Source organism: Caballeronia sp. dw_276, from assembly GCF_018449635.1.
Taxonomy (GTDB): Bacteria; Pseudomonadota; Gammaproteobacteria; order Burkholderiales; family Burkholderiaceae; genus Caballeronia.
In genome coordinates this window covers 311,703-328,107 of the sequence record NZ_JAAVUV010000001.1, presented here as the reverse complement: position 1 = coordinate 328,107, position 16,405 = coordinate 311,703, and the positions used below count along the sequence as shown (strand labels likewise).

Below are 16,405 nucleotides of genomic sequence, written 5' to 3'. Positions count from 1 at the left end.
CCGCTTGGGACGTTTCCTCAAGCGGGATCATGAACGGATGTTTCGAATGCGTTTGAGGCCGGCCGGCGCTGAACGCTTGCCGGCGTGATTTCGGAAGGGATCGAATTGTTTTTCATGGATCACCGCCCCCGTTTGCACACTGTTTGAGTTGCGCCGATTGTCGCTACGAACGGAGCAGTATAGCAGGTCGAAAACAGGTTTTCTAAGCCGAAAGCCGGGTTGCGCCGAGCCGCATTCCTTTGTGCAAACCCATGCTGGCCATGGGTTTGGGCTGTTATCCAGTGACCTGCCCGGCGGCCGCCTTCCCTGCCGCCACCCCCGACGCCCACGCCCACTGGAAGTTGTATCCGCCGAGCCAGCCGGTGACATCGACAGCCTCGCCGATGAAATACAAACCCGCGACGCGCGCGCTCATCATCGTGGCGGATGAAAGCTCGCGCGTGTCCACGCCGCCGCGCGTGACTTCGGCTTTCCGGTAGCCTTCCGTGCCATTGGGCGTCAGCGTCCAGCGCGACAGGGATTCGCCGATCTGGCGCAGGGTTTTATCGGGGAGATCGGCGAGACGCGAATCCGCGCGCACGCGCTGGACGTCCAGCCAGGTCTGGGCGAGTCGCGCCGGCACACGTTCCGCGAGGAATGTGCCGACCTGCTTGCGCGATTCACGTTTGGCGGTGATCAGTTCTTTCGTGGCGTCGACGCCCGGAAGCAGATCGATGGAAATCGGCTCCGACGGGTTCCAGTAGCTCGAAATCTGCAATACGCCAGGGCCTGATAATCCGCGATGGGTGAGCAGCAGATCTTCTGAGAAGTCGGTCCGCTGACGCCCGGTCCCGGCGCTCAATTCCACGGGAACGGACAGCCCGGACAAGGCTGCAAACGGCTCCCAGTCGGCCGGTGCGAAGGTCAGCGGGACGAGGGCAGGACGGGTATCGATTAGTTTGTGGCCGAATTGCTTGGCCACCCGATACGCAAAATCCGTTGCCCCGATTTTCGGGATCGACAGACCGCCCGTGGCTACGACGAGCGCCGCGCACGACATCGCGCCTGCGGTCGTCGCAAGGGTAAAACGGGCGCCGTCATGAATGATCGCGTCGATGCCGACCGGCCGGCGCCACGTCACGCCACCCGCGTCACATTCGCTTTTCAGGACCTGAATGATGGATTCGCTGGAATCGTCGCAGAAAAGCTGGCCTTTATGCTTTTCGTGCCACGCCACGCGATGCCGCTTGAGCAGCGCGAGAAAATCCTGCGGTGTATATCGGGCGAGCGCGGAGCGGCAAAAATGCGGATTCGCCGATAAAAAATTGGCCGGCCCCGCGTTGATATTCGTGAAATTGCAGCGTCCGCCGCCCGAAATGCGGATCTTTTCCGCGAGCCGTTCGGCATGATCGATCAGCACCACGCGACGGCCGTTCTGCGCGGCCACGGCGGCGCACATCATGCCGGCGGCGCCCGCGCCGACGACGGCGATATCGTAAGTTTCCATGGCGCGCATTGTAGCGGGTTGATTGCCGGTGCCGCTGGCCTTGCGGGGGGCGAAATTCCCGCCACTGGTATACTGATTCGTTAAACAGCAAATCCCGAGAATTCCCCCGCCATGCTCGTTCTAGGCATAGAAAGCTCCTGCGATGAAACCGGCCTCGCGCTCTACGACACTGAGCGCGGCCTGCTTTCGCACGCACTGCATTCGCAAATCGCCATGCACCGTGAATACGGTGGTGTCGTGCCTGAACTGGCTTCGCGTGACCATATCCGCCGCGCGTTACCGCTGCTGGAACAAGTGATGGCGGAAGCCAAGACGGCGCCCACGGACATCGATGCCATCGCGTTCACGCAAGGCCCCGGTCTCGCCGGCGCGCTGCTGGTCGGCGCGAGCGTAGCGAACGCACTGGCCATGGCGTGGGACCTGCCGACGGTGGGCATTCATCATCTGGAGGGGCATTTGCTGTCGCCGCTGCTGGTGAGCGAGCCGCCGCCGTTTCCGTTCGTGGCGCTGCTGGTATCGGGTGGACACACGCAATTGATGCGCGTCACCAATGTCGGCGAATACGAAACGCTCGGCGAAACGCTCGATGACGCTGCCGGCGAAGCCTTCGATAAAACCGCCAAGCTCCTTGGTCTCGGTTACCCGGGTGGCCCCGAAGTCTCGCGCCTGGCTGAATTTGGTACGTCGGGCGCAGTCAAGCTGCCGCGCCCGATGCTGCATTCCGGCGACCTCGATTTCAGCTTCAGCGGGTTGAAGACGGCGGTGCTGACGCACAGCCGCAAACTTGGCGCAAATATCTGCGAGCAATCGAAGGCCGATCTGGCGCGCGGTTTCGTCGATGCCGCCGTGGATGTGCTGACGACCAAATCCATCGCGGCATTGAAGCAGACGGGCCTGAGACGGCTGGTGGTTGCGGGCGGTGTGGGCGCGAACCGACAATTGCGTGAGGCGCTTTCGGCGGCCGCTAAAAAGCGGCGCTTCGAAGTGCACTATCCTGACTTGTCACTGTGTACCGATAACGGCGCAATGATCGCGCTCGCGGGCGCTTTGCGGCTCGCGCGCTGGCCCGACCAGGCCGTGCGCGATTATGCATTCACGGTGAAGCCGCGCTGGGATCTGACCTCCCTGGCGGCCGCCTGATCTAAAGGCTCAGGAAAGCCGCTTGTCCCGTTCGATCACGGCATACGCGCTGTGATTGTGAATGGACTCGAAGTTCTCCGCTTCCAGCACGTACGCCACGATTCGTTCATCGGCGTTCAGGCGCGTGGCGACATCGCGTACAAGGTCTTCGACGAATTTCGGATTCTCGTACGCGCGCTCGGTCACGAACTTCTCGTCGGGCCGCTTGAGCAATCCCCATAGTTCGCACGACGCCTCTTCTTCCGCAATCCGGATCAAATCTTCGATAGCCAGGTCGCCCGCGAACTCGGCGCTGATGGTCACATGCGAGCGCTGGTTGTGCGCGCCGTATTGCGAGATCTGCTTCGAGCACGGGCACAGGCTCGTCACCGGCACGAGCACTTTCATCGACGTCCGGGTTTCGCCCGCGCGGATTTCACCCGTCAGCGTGACCTCGTAATCCATCAGGCTTTGCACGCCCGAAACCGGCGCGGTCTTCATCACGAAGTACGGAAACGACACTTCGATACGGCCCGAATGCGCCTCGAGCTTTTGCAGCATGGCGGCGAGCATGGTACGGAAACTGGCTTGGTCGAGCGGCGCGCGATGTTCTTCGAGCAACGCGACAAAGCGCGACATGTGCGTGCCTTTCTGGTCGGCGGGAAGGTGCACGTCGAGATTCCAGAGGCCCACACCCGGCTGCAATTCCCCTGTCGATGTCCGGACCGTCAGCGGATATCGAACCGCTTTTACGCCCACGCGCTGGATCGGGATTTGGCGGATGTCGAGCGAACTCTGGACATCGGGCATCGCAAAGGCGGGATTCATCTGATTCATTGTATTTCCTTGTCCGTCGCGCGAATTGTGGTTTTGTCACGCGAGGATCATGCCGGGATGCAAACGGCGGACGTCCCAGACGTCCGCCGTAGCATTGCATCCGTTCAAATCAAGCGACGCGTTTCGTCAGCTTGCCCGCGTTGCGTTCGACATCGCTCTGGATATCGCGCGACACGGCGTCTTTTAGAAAGCGCTCGCGAATCGACTTCGCGATACCCGCCCCGTCCAGTCCGCACGAGGCCAGCAGCTTGACCGGATCGCCATGATCGATAAACACGTCCGGCAAGCCCAGTTGCAGCACCGGCTTGATAACCGAGCTGGCCAGCAGACTTTCAACGCAAGCCGAACCCGCGCCGCCCATGATCGCGCCTTCTTCGACGGTCACGAGCGCGTCGTGCGTAGCGGCCAGTTCCCGCAGCAAGTCGGCATCGATAGGCTTCACGAACCGCATGTTGGCGACGGTTGCGTCCAGTTCCTCGGCAGCGGCCAATGCGGGCGCCACCATCGTGCCGAACGCGAGAATTGCGATACGCGAGCCGGAACCGACTTTTTGCGTTGACTCACGGCGGATTTCGCCCTTGCCGAGCGGGATCGCCGTCATCTTCTTGACGGTTTTCACACCCGTACCCGCACCGCGCGGATAACGCACGGCCGATGGATTCGGCTGCTGCAGCGCTGTGTAGAGCATCTGGCGGCATTCGTCTTCATCGGACGCGGCCATCACCGTCATGTTCGGGATGCAGCGCAGGAACGCCAGATCATAGTTGCCGGCGTGGGTTGCGCCATCCGCGCCGACCAGGCCCGCACGGTCGATGGCAAAGACCACCGGCAGGTTCTGCAAGGCGACGTCGTGGATCAGTTGATCGTAGGCGCGCTGGAGGAACGTTGAATAGATCGCGACGACCGGGCGCATGCCGTCGGCGGCAAGACCGCCCGCGAAGGTCACGGCGTGCTGCTCGGCAATGCCGACATCGAAATAACGGTCCGGGAAGCGCTTCTCGAACTCGACCATGCCCGAGCCTTCGCGCATGGCCGGCGTGATGCCGACGACGCGGGAATCCTGCTCGGCGGCGTCGCAGAGCCATTCGCCGAATACTTGCGTGTAGGTTTTCTTCGATGGCACCGTCGACGGCTTGATGCCTTCCGCCGGATTGAACTTCCCGGGGCCGTGGTACAGGACCGGATCGGCTTCGGCGAGCTTGTAGCCCTGACCCTTCTTGGTCACGACGTGCAGGAACTGCGGCCCGCGCAGTTCCTTGATGTTCTGCAGCGTCGGGATCAGCGATTCGAGATCATGACCATCGATGGGTCCGATGTAATTGAAACCGAATTCCTCGAACAACGTGGCCGGCACGATCATGCCCTTCGCGTGTTCCTCGAGCTTGCGGGCAAGATCCAGCATAGGCGGCGCGACGCGCAGAACACGCTCCACGCCGGCGCGTGCTGCCGCGTAGAAACGGCCCGACATCAGCCGCGCCAGATGGCGATTGAGCGCGCCCACCGGCGGCGAAATCGACATGTCGTTGTCGTTCAGGATCACGAGCAGCGGCACGTCGTCGGCCACGCCCGCATTGTTCATGGCTTCGAAGGCCATGCCCGCGGTCATGGCGCCGTCGCCGATCACCGCGATCGAATAGCGGTTGTCGCCCTGCAACTTGCTCGCGATCGCCATGCCAAGCGCCGCCGAGATGGACGTGCTGGAATGCGCGGTCCCGAAGGTGTCGTATTTCGACTCGCTTCGGCGCGGAAAGCCAGAGATGCCGCCGGCCTGGCGCAGCGATTTCATCTGGTCGCGCCGACCGGTCAGAATCTTGTGCGGATAAGTCTGATGACCGACGTCCCAGACGATGCGATCGTTCGGGGTATCGAAGACGTAATGGAGCGCAATCGTCAGCTCGACCGTTCCGAGATTCGACGACAAATGCCCGCCCGTCTGCGACACGCTGTCGAGCACGTAGGCACGCAACTCCTCGGCCAGCGGTTTTAGTTCGTGGCGGTCCAGCGCTCGCAATGCGGCTGGATCGTCGATGGTTTTCAGCAAGTCGTACATCGTCGTCCCATTTAGGAAAACTGGCGAAAGCCGTTCAGGTTTGCAAGCATCTTGCACGCCCGCCGGTTTCGCGTTTTATCGTATGTTTCAGTTCACCCGGTTCACAACCAGGTCGGCCAGTTCGCCCAGTCGGGCGGCCCGCGGGCCAAACGGCGCTAGTGCAGCATGGGCGTCGCGGCCCAGTTGAGCTGCCAGTTCGCGCGATGCATCGAGTCCGATGATCGACACGTACGTCGGTTTGTCGTCCTTTGCGTCCTTGCCCGCCGTCTTGCCAAGCGTGGCGGAGTCCGCGGTTACGTCCAGAATGTCATCCACCACCTGGAACGCGAGGCCGACCGCAGCCGAGTAAGCGTCCAGCGCGTTCATGGCAGCTGCGTCCGGCGCTTCGCCACAGAGTGCACCCATTCGCACGGCTGCGCGCAACAAAGCGCCTGTTTTCTTCCGGTGCATGGTCTCGAGTTCAGGGCGCGAGAGTTTGCGGCCTACACTTTCCAGGTCGATAGCCTGGCCACCCGCCATGCCCACCGAACCGCTCGCAAGCGCCAGTTCCCGGGTGAGCGCGGCCTGCTGGACGGCGCTCAAGCCGTTATTGTCCGCTGTCAGCGCGACGAACGCCTGGGACTGCAGCGCGTCACCAACGAGGAGTGCCGTCGCTTCGTCATATTGCACGTGTACCGTTGGTTTTCCGCGACGCAAGGCGTCGTCGTCCATGGCCGGCATGTCGTCATGTACCAGCGAATACACATGGATCATCTCAAGCGCCGCGCTCGCGGCATCGAGCGCACGCGCATCCGCGCTCGTCAGTTCGCCGGCGGCGTGGCACAAGAGCGGGCGCACCCGCTTGCCGCCGCCGAGCACGGCGTAGCGCATAGCTTCATGCAACTTCGCGGGCACGATATCCGTGCCCGGCAGGTAGTGCTCCAGCGCCGTTTCAACGCGATCGAGGCTCGCGTGCATCCATTGATCAAAAGTCATAAGTCGTCCCCGTTATCTGCCGACGTGCCTGCGCCCTGGGTCGCGCGCTGCAATTCGGCGGGCAGCGGTTTTAGTGTGTCGCCGTCGAGCACGCGAACTTGCTGCTCGACCTTTTCTAGTTGTTGCTGGCAAAAGCCGACGAGTGCGGCGCCGCGGCGGTACGCAGCGAGCGATTCTTCGAGGCTCAGCGCGCCACCTTCCATGCGCGCCACAAGCCCTTCCAGCTCGGCTAGCGCCGTTTCATAGTTCTCCGGGAGCGGCGCGTTTTCCGCGCTTGCCGAGCCTTCCTGCGGTGCGGTTTTCGCCATGAATCGTGGGTGTAATGTCGGATTTCGGGAAACAAGTCGGACATTCTACGGCAAAAGCTGCTTTTCCGACCTCCACCATGCGCTCACCCGTGCCTATGGCGCGTCCCGGGGTTGCGCCGCTTGTCTCTAAAAATTCTGAAAAGTCCCGCAAATGCCCGGAACTCTGCACTGGGATTTGACCCAAAACAAGTCCTCGGGCGCCCCATTGAAAGGGTTTTCGTTATAATTCGCGGTCTCCCTAAATCGAATTTTCGATGGTTGGGTTGTTCACTGCTTTCACGTCTTCACGGGAGTGGGAATGTCCAATCTGAGCAATGCATTGCAACTGAACGCGATTCACAGTCAGTTGCCAGTCACGGCTTACTTTGACGAAGCGCTTCTCAAGCGCGAAATCGACACGCTGTTCAAGCACGGTCCACGCTATATCGGCCACGAACTCATGGTGCCCGAGGCGGGGAATTATTTTGCTTTGCCCGGCGAGGGCGAAGGGCGTCTGCTCGTCCGTAACAAACAGGATGAGATCGAGTTGCTGTCCAATGTCTGCCGTCACCGCCAGGCCATCATGCTGAACGGGCGCGGCACGGCGGAAAACATTGTGTGTCCGTTGCACCGGTGGACGTACGATCTCGACGGCCAGTTGCTCGGCGCGCCGCATTTCGCCGACAAACCGTGCCTCAACCTCGGCAAATCCCCTTTGCAGAACTGGCAAGGCCTGCTGTTCGAAGCGAGCGGACGCGATGTCGCGGCCGATCTCGCCCGACTTGGACCGTCCAGACATTTCGACTTTTCGGGCTTCATGTTCGATCACGTCGAAGTGCACGAGTGCAATTACAACTGGAAGAGTTTTATCGAGGTGTACCTCGAGGACTACCACGTCGCGCCGTTCCATCCGGGTTTGGGAAGCTTTGTTTCCTGCGATGACCTGACCTGGGAATTCGGCGACTGGTATAGCGTCCAGACCGTTGGCGTGCACAAGAATCTCGAAAAACCCGGCAGTCCTACGTACCGTAAATGGCACGACGAGGTACTGCGGTTCCGCAACGGCAAAATGCCGGAATTCGGCGCGATCTGGATGGTGTATTACCCGGGCATCATGATCGAGTGGTATCCGCACGTGCTTGTAGTGTCTTGGCTGATTCCGCAAGGGCCGCAGAAAACCACGAACATCGTCGAGTTTTATTATCCTGAAGAAATCGCGCTGTTCGAGCGTGAGTTTATTGAGGCTGAGCGGGCGGCGTACATGGAAACCGCGCGTGAGGACGATGAAATCGCCGAACGCATGGACGCAGGACGTCGCGCACTGATGAATCGGGGCGAGTCGCAAGTCGGCCCGTATCAAAGCCCGATGGAGTCAGGCATGCAGCATTTTCACGAATTCTTGCGCCGGCAGTTGGGCGAGATTTGAGGGTGCAAGTCTGAGTTGTCGAGCGAAGAATGCCCATCGATTTGATGGGCATTTTTTGTGCCGCGTTCAGAACAGCGCAGTCTGCAGCGGCGCGCGATGCTCATGGACCTTCAAGATGCGAAATTCCGTTTTAAGGGTGCCATCGGTAATGGTTTGTATATGTTGGAGGTCCACCACCAACACGTCACCCTTTCCAAAGCGTTCGCCCGCGTTGACTTTCGCAAGGAAATCGCCATCGTCCATCGACGTAAAAAACGCTGACTGGCCGTCGTTCACTCTCCACTTGTTTTGATCCTTGAACGTCACCGACTCGATCTGGAGCAACTTGCGCCCCGTGAAGTCGGACACTACCTCCTCTTGCGTGTCAGCGAACGCAAACGCCGGCAATTCGTCCTGGTCGATGTCCAGATCGATGTCGTTGCCGCGAACTACGCCGAAACTTGTTATGCCCTCACGTTCAAGCGGCGACAACATCTGCTGCAAAAATACGCGTACTGCCCGCGTTTTATAGAGCCGGAGTACCGATCCTGAGACCTCGATGACTTCGGTTTCGGTCATCCAGACATTGCAAGACTCACCGTTGACCTCGACATGCTCAGGTCGGCGGCCCCGCAACTTCCGTAGAAAACCAATCAGGCCGCCGCCACCGACCAGACCAACCACGGCGAGAATGGCCGACGCGTTGGAAACAGCGGTTGCAGTGGAACTCGCAAACATGTCGCGCAATTGCACGATCAACGCTTGCATGAAGATCAATTCGATCTCAAACGACCCCGATTTGAAATTTCCTTTGACCTCGACGCGAACGTCCGCAGAGGTTCCGTTCAACTCCGTGTTGGCTGCGGAGAATAAATCGGCTATTGCGATCAGCGCGGGTGCGAGATCGCGAACGTCCATCCGATGCTCATCAAGCGCCGGGCCGTCGTATACAACGTGGAATTGTTCGTGGTTGCTCATCGGACCGGAGTTTATAACGGGCAAGGCGGGGAGGCCGTATGATTTTGTCGCCATGCGCAATCCTCAGATTTCGATTGATAAGGCAGCATGCGCAGTACGTTCGACTCAACCGGAACAGGCCGCGCAACGCTAGGTGACTACCCATACTGGCAACATGGCGCATGTCATGAAACGCGAAACGTCTTAATTCAGGGTCGATTTTATTTACTACCTCTCGCGAGACGAGGCATTGCGAGAGGTCAGGAGAGACACCGTTCTTCGGCCAATCGCGACAACGAACAGCAATAGGCACAACAATCGCCCGTTTTTTGTTTAGACTTGAATTTCAACTTTTCGCAACGCGCAATATGCCAATCAAAGCGCTCATAAGCCGCGCGTTGCCTCAGGAGCCGTCATGCCCCACACGCACTACACCACGCTGATTTCCGCGACCAATCTCGTCGAGCGGATTGCCGCTGCGTCTGGCAGCGTGTTTATCGTCGATTGCCGCTTCGATCTGGCCGCACCTGAGGCTGGCGAAACCGCTTACGCCGCAGGACACATCCCGGGCGCGCATTATCTGAATCTCGATCGCGACCTGTCTGGCGCGAAGACTGGCAAGAACGGCCGTCATCCGTTGCCGGAGCGCGCGGCGCTCGTCGCAAAACTGAAGGAAATTGGCTTGAACGAAGGCCAGCAAGTCGTCGCCTATGACGCGCAAGGCGGCATGTACGCGTCGCGTCTCTGGTGGCTGTTGCGTTGGCTCGGCCACGATTCCGTCGCGTTGCTCGACGGCGGCCTGCAAGCATGGCAAGCGGCCGGGCAGCCGCTGGATTCAGCAACACCATCCACGTCGCCGGGAACGTTCAAGGCGGGCGCACCGCTTTCGGTGACAATCGATGCAGATGGCGTCTTGCGCAATATCGATACGCACGAGCGCGTGGTGATCGACGCACGCGCGGCCGATCGGTATCGCGGAGAAAACGAGACGCTCGATGCCGTGGGCGGCCATATTCCCGGCGCGTTGAACCGGTTTTTCAAGGATAACCTGACCGCCGATGGGCGCTTCAAGACCGCGCACGAATTGCGCGAGACTTTTGGCGCTCTGCTCGGCGCAACGCAGCCGGATCGCGTGGTGCTGCAATGCGGATCGGGCGTAACGGCATGCCACAACGCCCTGGCGATGGAAATCGCCGGATTCCACGGCGCGGCGCTGTATCCAGGATCGTGGAGCGAATGGAGTTCGGACGCGTCGCGGCCCGTGGCAACGGGCGCGGCGGCATAGGAAACCGGGCGTTACTTGACCCCGTGGTTCTTGAACCACGCAACCGCGCGCTTCCAGCCATCTTCGGCATCGGCTTTGCGGTAACTTGGCCGGTAATCGGCGAAAAACGCGTGCGGCGCGTCGTCGTAGACAACGAATTGCGAGCCGCGCGCCACTTGCGGTCCAGTCGCGATCGCCTCTTTCATTTGCGCGAGCGTGTCTTGCGGAATGCTTTGATCGAGCTTGCCGTATAACCCCAGGACCGGCGCTTTCAAATTCGCGGCAAGGTCCAGCGGATTCGCCGGATTGTTCGCGGTCTTCGCACCGACAACACGTCCGTACCACGCAACCGCGGCCTTGATGCGCGGATTGCGCTCGGCATAAAGCCACGTGATCCGGCCGCCCCAGCAGAAACCGGTGATCCCGAGCCGGTTCAGGTCGCCGCCATGCTCGCCCGCCCATGCCACAGTCGAATCGATATCCGATAACACCTGGTCATCGGGAACTTTGGAGACGAGCTGATCGTTGAGTTGTTGCATCGACGGGTACTTGGACGCATCGCCTTGACGCACGTAAAGATCGGGCGCGACCGCCAGATACCCGAGCTTGGCGAAGCGGCGGCAGACATCGGCGATATGTTCGTGAACGCCAAAAATCTCGTGGATCACGATGATCACCGGCAAATGCGTCTTGCCCTTTGGTTGCGCGCGGTAAGCCGGCACGAGCGTGCCGTCGGCGGCCTTGAATCCTACGGGGCCGGCTTCGAGACCGTCGCTATCCGTGATGATGGTTTGCGCGGAAACCGGCAAGACGCAGGCGGCAAAACCGCTGCCGACAGCCGCCTTGATGAACGTGCGCCGGTTGAACGGGACATGCGGAACAAGGCTGTCGATTTCGGGCGTAAGCATGCAGAGCTCCAGCGGCATGGGGCCGCAAGAGGACGGCCCGCCGCGTAGCAACGCACCGGACCATCCAGAACGGGTAAGCCTTGGCGTCCGGTTAAAGCGCCGGACAACGAGGCACGGCAAGGACTTCGACTACGACCGCGCCTTGAACGAACCGCTTCCAAAGCGTGCGTCCATTCTAAACAGCTTTATGCAGCGTGCTCAGTTCAGCTTCAAGTCATCGCTCAGTGCAGCTTGACCCGCGGCGCGGTGGAGCGCCGCAGCCAGTGCGCGACGGTGTCGAGCGCCATGCGCGCCCAGCCGTGCAGTGCGGCGATGTGCATCCGGTAAAGCGACTGGTACATGAAACGCGCGAAGAGTCCTTCGATCAGCATGTTCCCGCCGATCAACCCGCCCATCAGACTGCCGACCGCGCTGAAATGTCCAAGCGACACGAGCGATCCAAAGTCGCGATACGTGTACTCGGGTAACGGCTTGTCCTCCAGCCGACGCTCAAACGATCTCAGCAAGAAGCTCGCTTGCTGATGCGCGGCCTGCGCACGCGGCGGCACGTTACGCCCTTCCTTCTCGCCGCCGGGCCACGCGCATGCGGCGCAATCGCCGATGGCGAAGACGTTGTCATCGATTTCCGTTTGCAGCGTACGGCGCACGACGAGCTGGCCGAGCCGGTTGGTCGGAAGTCCATCGAGTTTGGACAACACGGCCGGCGCGCGAATACCTGCTGCCCAAACTGTCAGATCCGCCGCGACGGTCTTACCGCTCGCCGTGCGGATGGAGTCACGCGACACTTCGGCCACGGTCTCGCCGGTCATCAGCTTGACGCCGAGCTTGCCCAGCAATTCGGCCGTCGCCGTGGACACGCGTTCAGGCAGCGCGGGCAGGATGCGCGGCCCCGCTTCGATCAACACAATGCCGATATCGTTTTTCGGGTCGAGTTTGTGCAGCCCGTACGCGTGCAGGACTTGCGCCGTATTGCGCAATTCCGCCGATAACTCAACCCCCGTCGCCCCGCCGCCGACAATCGCAACTTGTATGCGTGGCTCTCTTGTCGCAGCTTCCGCCGGATTCAGAGTCTGCGGATCAGGCGCCCGATATTCCGCCCGAATACACGCCGCAATCAGCCGTTTGCGGAACAGTTCGGCTTGATCCACGGTATCGAGCGCGAGGGAATTTTCCTGCGCACCCTGCACGCCGAAGAACGCCGTCGTGCTGCCGATAGCCACGATCAGCGTGTCGTATTCCAGATCGCGTTGGGGTAGCAGCTCGCCGGCTTCATCGTCGAGGAGAGGACCGAGCGTGACCTTCTTCGCTGTGCGGTCGATGCCCAGCAAGTCGCCCTGCTGAAACTCGAACCCGTGCCAGCGCGCCTGGGCCACATAAGGCAACTCCTGCGAAAACGGGTCGAGGCTGCCTGCCGCGACTTCATGCAATAACGGCTTCCAGATATGCGTGGAATTCCGGTCGACGAGCGTCACCTGCGCACGCGCCGTGCGCTTGCCATCGGCGCTGCCGAATTTGTCGCCCAGACGCGTAGCCAGTTCAAGCCCGCCCGCCCCGCCGCCGACGATTATGAAGCGATGCATTCAACCTCCGTTGTGACGCGACTAAAACCTGCTCAATGCGCTTCTTCCCAGTTGTTGCCCACGCCGACTTCGGCGACCAGCGGCACCTTCAGCTTCGCGACGCCGCACATGAGTTCCGGCAGACGCTTGCGCACTTCCGGCAACTCGGCTTCGGGCACTTCGAGCACGAGTTCATCGTGGACCTGCATGATCATCTTGGTGTCTATCTTCGATGCTACCAGCCAGTCCTGCACGGCGATCATGGAAAGCTTGATCAGATCGGCGGCCGTGCCTTGCATCGGCGCATTGATGGCCGCGCGCTCGGCGCCCTGCCGGCGCGGACCGCTGCCGCCGTTGATTTCGGGCAGCCACAAACGCCGCCCGAACACCGTCTCCACGAAACCGTCGCGCTTCGCTTTCGTGCGCGTTTCGTCCATGTAGTTGGCGACGCCCGGATAGCGCTGGAAATATTTATCGATATAAAGCTTCGCCGCATCGCGCGAAATGCCGATATTCGATGCCAATCCAAACGCGCTCATGCCATAGATCAGGCCGAAGTTGATGACCTTTGCGATGCGCCGCTGATCGTTCGAAACCTCGATGGGCGTCACGCCGAAAATCTCGGACGCCGTCGCGCGATGCACGTCCTCGCCCTCGGCGAACGAGCGCATGAGCGACGGATCGCCGGAAATATGCGCCATGATTCGCAATTCGATTTGCGAATAATCCGCCGATACGATCTTGCTTCCCGGCGGCGCAATGAACGCCTCGCGAATGCGCCGGCCTTCGGCGGTGCGCACTGGAATGTTCTGCAAGTTAGGTTCATTCGATGACAAGCGCCCCGTCACTGCCACCGCCTGCGCGTAGTTCGTATGCACGCGGCCGGTCTTCGCGTTGACCATGCGCGGCAGCTTGTCCGTATACGTTGACTTGAGCTTCGACAAACCCCGATGCTCGAGCAAAATCTTCGGCAACGGATAGTCTTCGGCGAGTTTTTGCAGCACTTCTTCATCGGTGGAAGGCGCGCCGCTCGGCGTCTTTTTCACCACCGGCAATTGCAGCTTCTCGAAGAAAATCTGCCCAATCTGCTTCGGCGATCCAAGATTGAATTCGCCACCCGCGAGCATGTACGCCTCTGCTTCGAGCTGGATCAGACGCGTCGCGATCTGACCGCTCTGCACGCGCAGCAACTCGCCGTCGATCAGCACGCCATTGCGTTCCATCTTGCGCAGCACACGCGAAGTGGGCATCTCTATGTCGCGATACACCTTCAGCAATTGCGCTTCATCGGCGAGCTGGGGATAGAGCGCCTGATGCAAACGTAACGTGATGTCGGCGTCCTCGGCGGCGTAAGGCGCGGCCTGGTCCAGCGCGACTTCATCGAAGCCGATTTGCGACGCGCCCTTGCCCGCGACCTCTTCATACTTGATGGTCTTCGCGCCCAGATGCCGCAACGCGAGATTGTCCATGTCGTGCGGCCTGTGCGATTCAATTATGTACGACTGCAACAGCGTGTCATGCTCGACGCCATTCAATTCGATACCGTAATTCGCCAGCACTTGTTCGTCGTATTTCAGATGCTGGCCGACCTTCTTCTTCGATGGATCTTCGAGCCACGTTTTCAGTTTTTGCAGGACTTCGTCGCGCGGCAATTGCACGGGCGCATCCGGTCCCCGATGCGCCACCGGAATGTAAGCCGCACGTCCCGGCTCGACCGAAACCGACAAGCCCACGATCTGCGCAAGCATGGGATCGAGCGCGGTCGTTTCGGTATCGAAGGAAGTCAGCTCGGCGGCGTTGATGCGTGCGAGCCATTCATCGAATTGTTCCCACGTCTGCACTGTTTCGTAGTGCCGCTCCATTTCGGTGGCGGGCGCCGGCGGCGTGTCCGTGGGGCCTTCCACTGCATCGGCAATTTCGACTTCGCGCAGCCACGTCTTGAAGCCGTGACGCGTAAAGAGGTCGCGCAATTCGTCGCGCGCTTCGGGCCGCGAAGGCAACGTTTCTTCGATAGACGCGATCTGCGCCGCCAAATCGCATTCCGTATGTACGGTAACGAGCTTTCGGGCCATGGGCAGGAAGTCCAAAGCCTTGCGTAGATTGTCTCCCACCGCACCTTTGATTTCGCTGGCATGTGCCACGATGCCATCAAGGGTTTCGTATTGTGTGAGCCACTTCAGCGCTGTCTTCGGTCCGCACTTCTCGACGCCCGGTACGTTATCGACCGTATCGCCGATGAGCGAGAGATAGTCGACGATCCGCTCCGGCGGCACGCCGAACTTATTCAGCACCCCGGCGCGATCGAGCGTCTCGTTCGACATCGTATTGATGAGGGTGACATGATCCGTCACAAGCTGCGCCAGATCCTTGTCGCCCGTTGACACGATAACCTTCATGCCGCGCTTTTCGGCGGCGACTGCAAGCGTACCGATGACGTCGTCGGCCTCCACGCCTTCGATCATCACGAGCGGCCAGCCGAGCGCCCGAACGGTCTCGTGGATGGGTTCTATCTGCTTAGAGAGATCATCCGGCATGGATGGCCGGTTTGCCTTGTAATCCGCGTACCAGTCGTCGCGAAATGTCTTGCCCTTGGCGTCGAATACGCACGCGCTATACTCTGCATTGATGTCCTTCCGCAGGCGCCGCAGCATGTTGATCATTCCGTACAACGCGCCTGTTGGTCCGCCATCCGGCCCGCGCAGATCCGGCATGGCGTGGTAGGCCCGATACAGATAGCTGGATCCGTCGACCAATAGCAGGGTCTTACCTTCAAGATTAAGTTCTTCAGGCATTATGAACAAAAGAAAAGTGATTCCGAGTCTGCGATCGCTCGCAGATCAAGAGCGCGCGACGGCCAAGAAGGCTCGCGCATCGTGGCAGATGTTCACGATTATGGCAGAGTTTATCGAGGCGACCGAGTACCTCTCCGAGATCCGCCCTGCCATCAGCATCTATGGTTCGGCGCGCCTGAAACCCGAGTCGCCTTACTACAAGCTCACCATTGAAATCGCGCAGAAATTTTCCGACGCGGGCTTCGCCGTAATCTCCGGCGGCGGTCCCGGCATCATGGAAGCCGCGAACAAGGGCGCGCATGCGGGCAAGTCGCCGTCGGTGGGCTTGAACATCGAGTTGCCGCACGAGCAGTCGGGCAACCAGTGGCAGGATATTTCGCTGCGGTTCCGCCATTTCTTCACGCGCAAAGTCACGTTCGTGAAGAATTCGGACGCCGTGGTCGTCATGCCGGGCGGCTTCGGCACGCTCGACGAAATGGCCGAAGTGCTGACGCTGATCCAGACGAAGAAATCGCGGCATGTTCCCATCGTGCTGGTGGGCGCCGAGTTCTGGGAAGGCCTGCTCTCGTGGTTCCGCAATACGCTGGTTCCGACCGGCGTGATCAGCGAGAAGGACCTGGATCTGATGCAGGTCATCGATGATCCGGACCAGGTGCTCGAAGCGGTGCTGCAATTCTACGAAGACCGTGAAACTGCGGAAGAACAGCCCGCCGAAGGCAAGTCCGACGAAGACCGGATGTTCTATCTTTGATGGCTTGGTAGATCG

General features: G+C 60.4%; 13 protein-coding genes. 4 read left to right on the top strand and 9 right to left on the bottom strand.

What is annotated here, in order from left to right:
* Positions 1-274 precede the first annotated feature (274 nt).
* Positions 275-1,486 (bottom strand): NAD(P)/FAD-dependent oxidoreductase, encoded by a 1,212-nt coding sequence (locus tag HB633_RS01405; RefSeq protein ID WP_213776277.1) that lies wholly within the window; start codon positions 1,484-1,486, stop codon positions 275-277.
* Positions 1,487-1,597: 111 nt separating this feature from the next.
* Here HB633_RS01405 and tsaD point away from each other — a divergent pair, with 111 nt between their 5' ends.
* Positions 1,598-2,626 carry a tRNA (adenosine(37)-N6)-threonylcarbamoyltransferase complex transferase subunit TsaD gene (gene tsaD / locus HB633_RS01400; protein WP_213776276.1) on the top strand — a complete coding sequence of 343 codons (1,029 nt, stop codon included), beginning with the start codon at positions 1,598-1,600 and terminating at the stop codon, positions 2,624-2,626.
* Between the two features lie 9 nt (positions 2,627-2,635).
* Here tsaD and folE2 read toward each other — a convergent pair whose 3' ends face one another.
* The 4 genes from folE2 to HB633_RS01380 all read right to left on the bottom strand — a co-directional run bounded on the left by folE2 (position 2,636) and on the right by HB633_RS01380 (position 6,775).
* Positions 2,636-3,442, bottom strand: a complete 807-nt coding sequence (gene folE2 / locus HB633_RS01395) for a GTP cyclohydrolase FolE2 (RefSeq protein ID WP_213776275.1) — start codon at positions 3,440-3,442, stop codon at positions 2,636-2,638.
* Between the two features lie 109 nt (positions 3,443-3,551).
* Positions 3,552-5,492 (bottom strand): 1-deoxy-D-xylulose-5-phosphate synthase, encoded by a 1,941-nt coding sequence (dxs, locus tag HB633_RS01390; protein ID WP_255580692.1) that lies wholly within the window; start codon positions 5,490-5,492, stop codon positions 3,552-3,554.
* Between the two features lie 87 nt (positions 5,493-5,579).
* The gene (locus tag HB633_RS01385) at positions 5,580-6,467 is read right to left on the bottom strand and encodes a polyprenyl synthetase family protein (protein ID WP_213776274.1); all 888 of its coding nucleotides are present in this window, start codon (positions 6,465-6,467) and stop codon (positions 5,580-5,582) included.
* Positions 6,464-6,775 carry an exodeoxyribonuclease VII small subunit gene (locus HB633_RS01380; protein WP_213776273.1) on the bottom strand — a complete coding sequence of 104 codons (312 nt, stop codon included), beginning with the start codon at positions 6,773-6,775 and terminating at the stop codon, positions 6,464-6,466. The genes HB633_RS01385 and HB633_RS01380 overlap by 4 nt, the downstream gene beginning before the upstream one ends.
* A gap of 298 nt (positions 6,776-7,073) precedes the next feature.
* On the opposite strand from HB633_RS01380, the gene HB633_RS01375 reads away from it, so the two are divergent.
* A complete protein-coding gene (locus tag HB633_RS01375) occupies positions 7,074-8,180 on the top strand; it encodes an aromatic ring-hydroxylating dioxygenase subunit alpha (protein WP_213776272.1) in 1,107 nt (368 codons plus the stop codon).
* 66 nt (positions 8,181-8,246) lie between these two features.
* Here the strand turns inward: HB633_RS01375 and HB633_RS01370 are convergent, their stop codons facing one another.
* On the bottom strand, positions 8,247-9,191 hold the full coding sequence (locus HB633_RS01370; RefSeq protein ID WP_255580691.1) for a hypothetical protein: 945 nt from the start codon (positions 9,189-9,191) through the stop codon (positions 8,247-8,249).
* A 340-nt stretch (positions 9,192-9,531) separates the two neighbouring features.
* Between HB633_RS01370 and HB633_RS01365 the strand changes: the two genes are divergently transcribed.
* Entirely contained in the window at positions 9,532-10,401 is an 870-nt protein-coding gene (locus tag HB633_RS01365; RefSeq protein ID WP_213776271.1) for a sulfurtransferase, read from the top strand.
* Between the two features lie 11 nt (positions 10,402-10,412).
* Here HB633_RS01365 and HB633_RS01360 read toward each other — a convergent pair whose 3' ends face one another.
* The 3 genes from HB633_RS01360 to polA all read right to left on the bottom strand — a co-directional run bounded on the left by HB633_RS01360 (position 10,413) and on the right by polA (position 15,639).
* Positions 10,413-11,288, bottom strand: a complete 876-nt coding sequence (locus HB633_RS01360; protein ID WP_213776270.1) for a dienelactone hydrolase family protein — start codon at positions 11,286-11,288, stop codon at positions 10,413-10,415.
* A 221-nt stretch (positions 11,289-11,509) separates the two neighbouring features.
* Positions 11,510-12,868: an NAD(P)/FAD-dependent oxidoreductase gene (locus HB633_RS01355; RefSeq protein ID WP_213776269.1), complete on the bottom strand. Its 1,359-nt coding sequence runs from the start codon at positions 12,866-12,868 to the stop codon at positions 11,510-11,512.
* Positions 12,869-12,900: 32 nt separating this feature from the next.
* Entirely contained in the window at positions 12,901-15,639 is a 2,739-nt protein-coding gene (gene polA, locus HB633_RS01350) for a DNA polymerase I (RefSeq protein ID WP_213776268.1), read from the bottom strand.
* A gap of 1 nt (position 15,640) precedes the next feature.
* On the opposite strand from polA, the gene HB633_RS01345 reads away from it, so the two are divergent.
* Complete coding sequence (locus HB633_RS01345) at positions 15,641-16,390, top strand: TIGR00730 family Rossman fold protein (protein WP_062002504.1); 750 nt, start codon at positions 15,641-15,643, stop codon at positions 16,388-16,390.
* Positions 16,391-16,405: the final 15 nt, after the last annotated feature.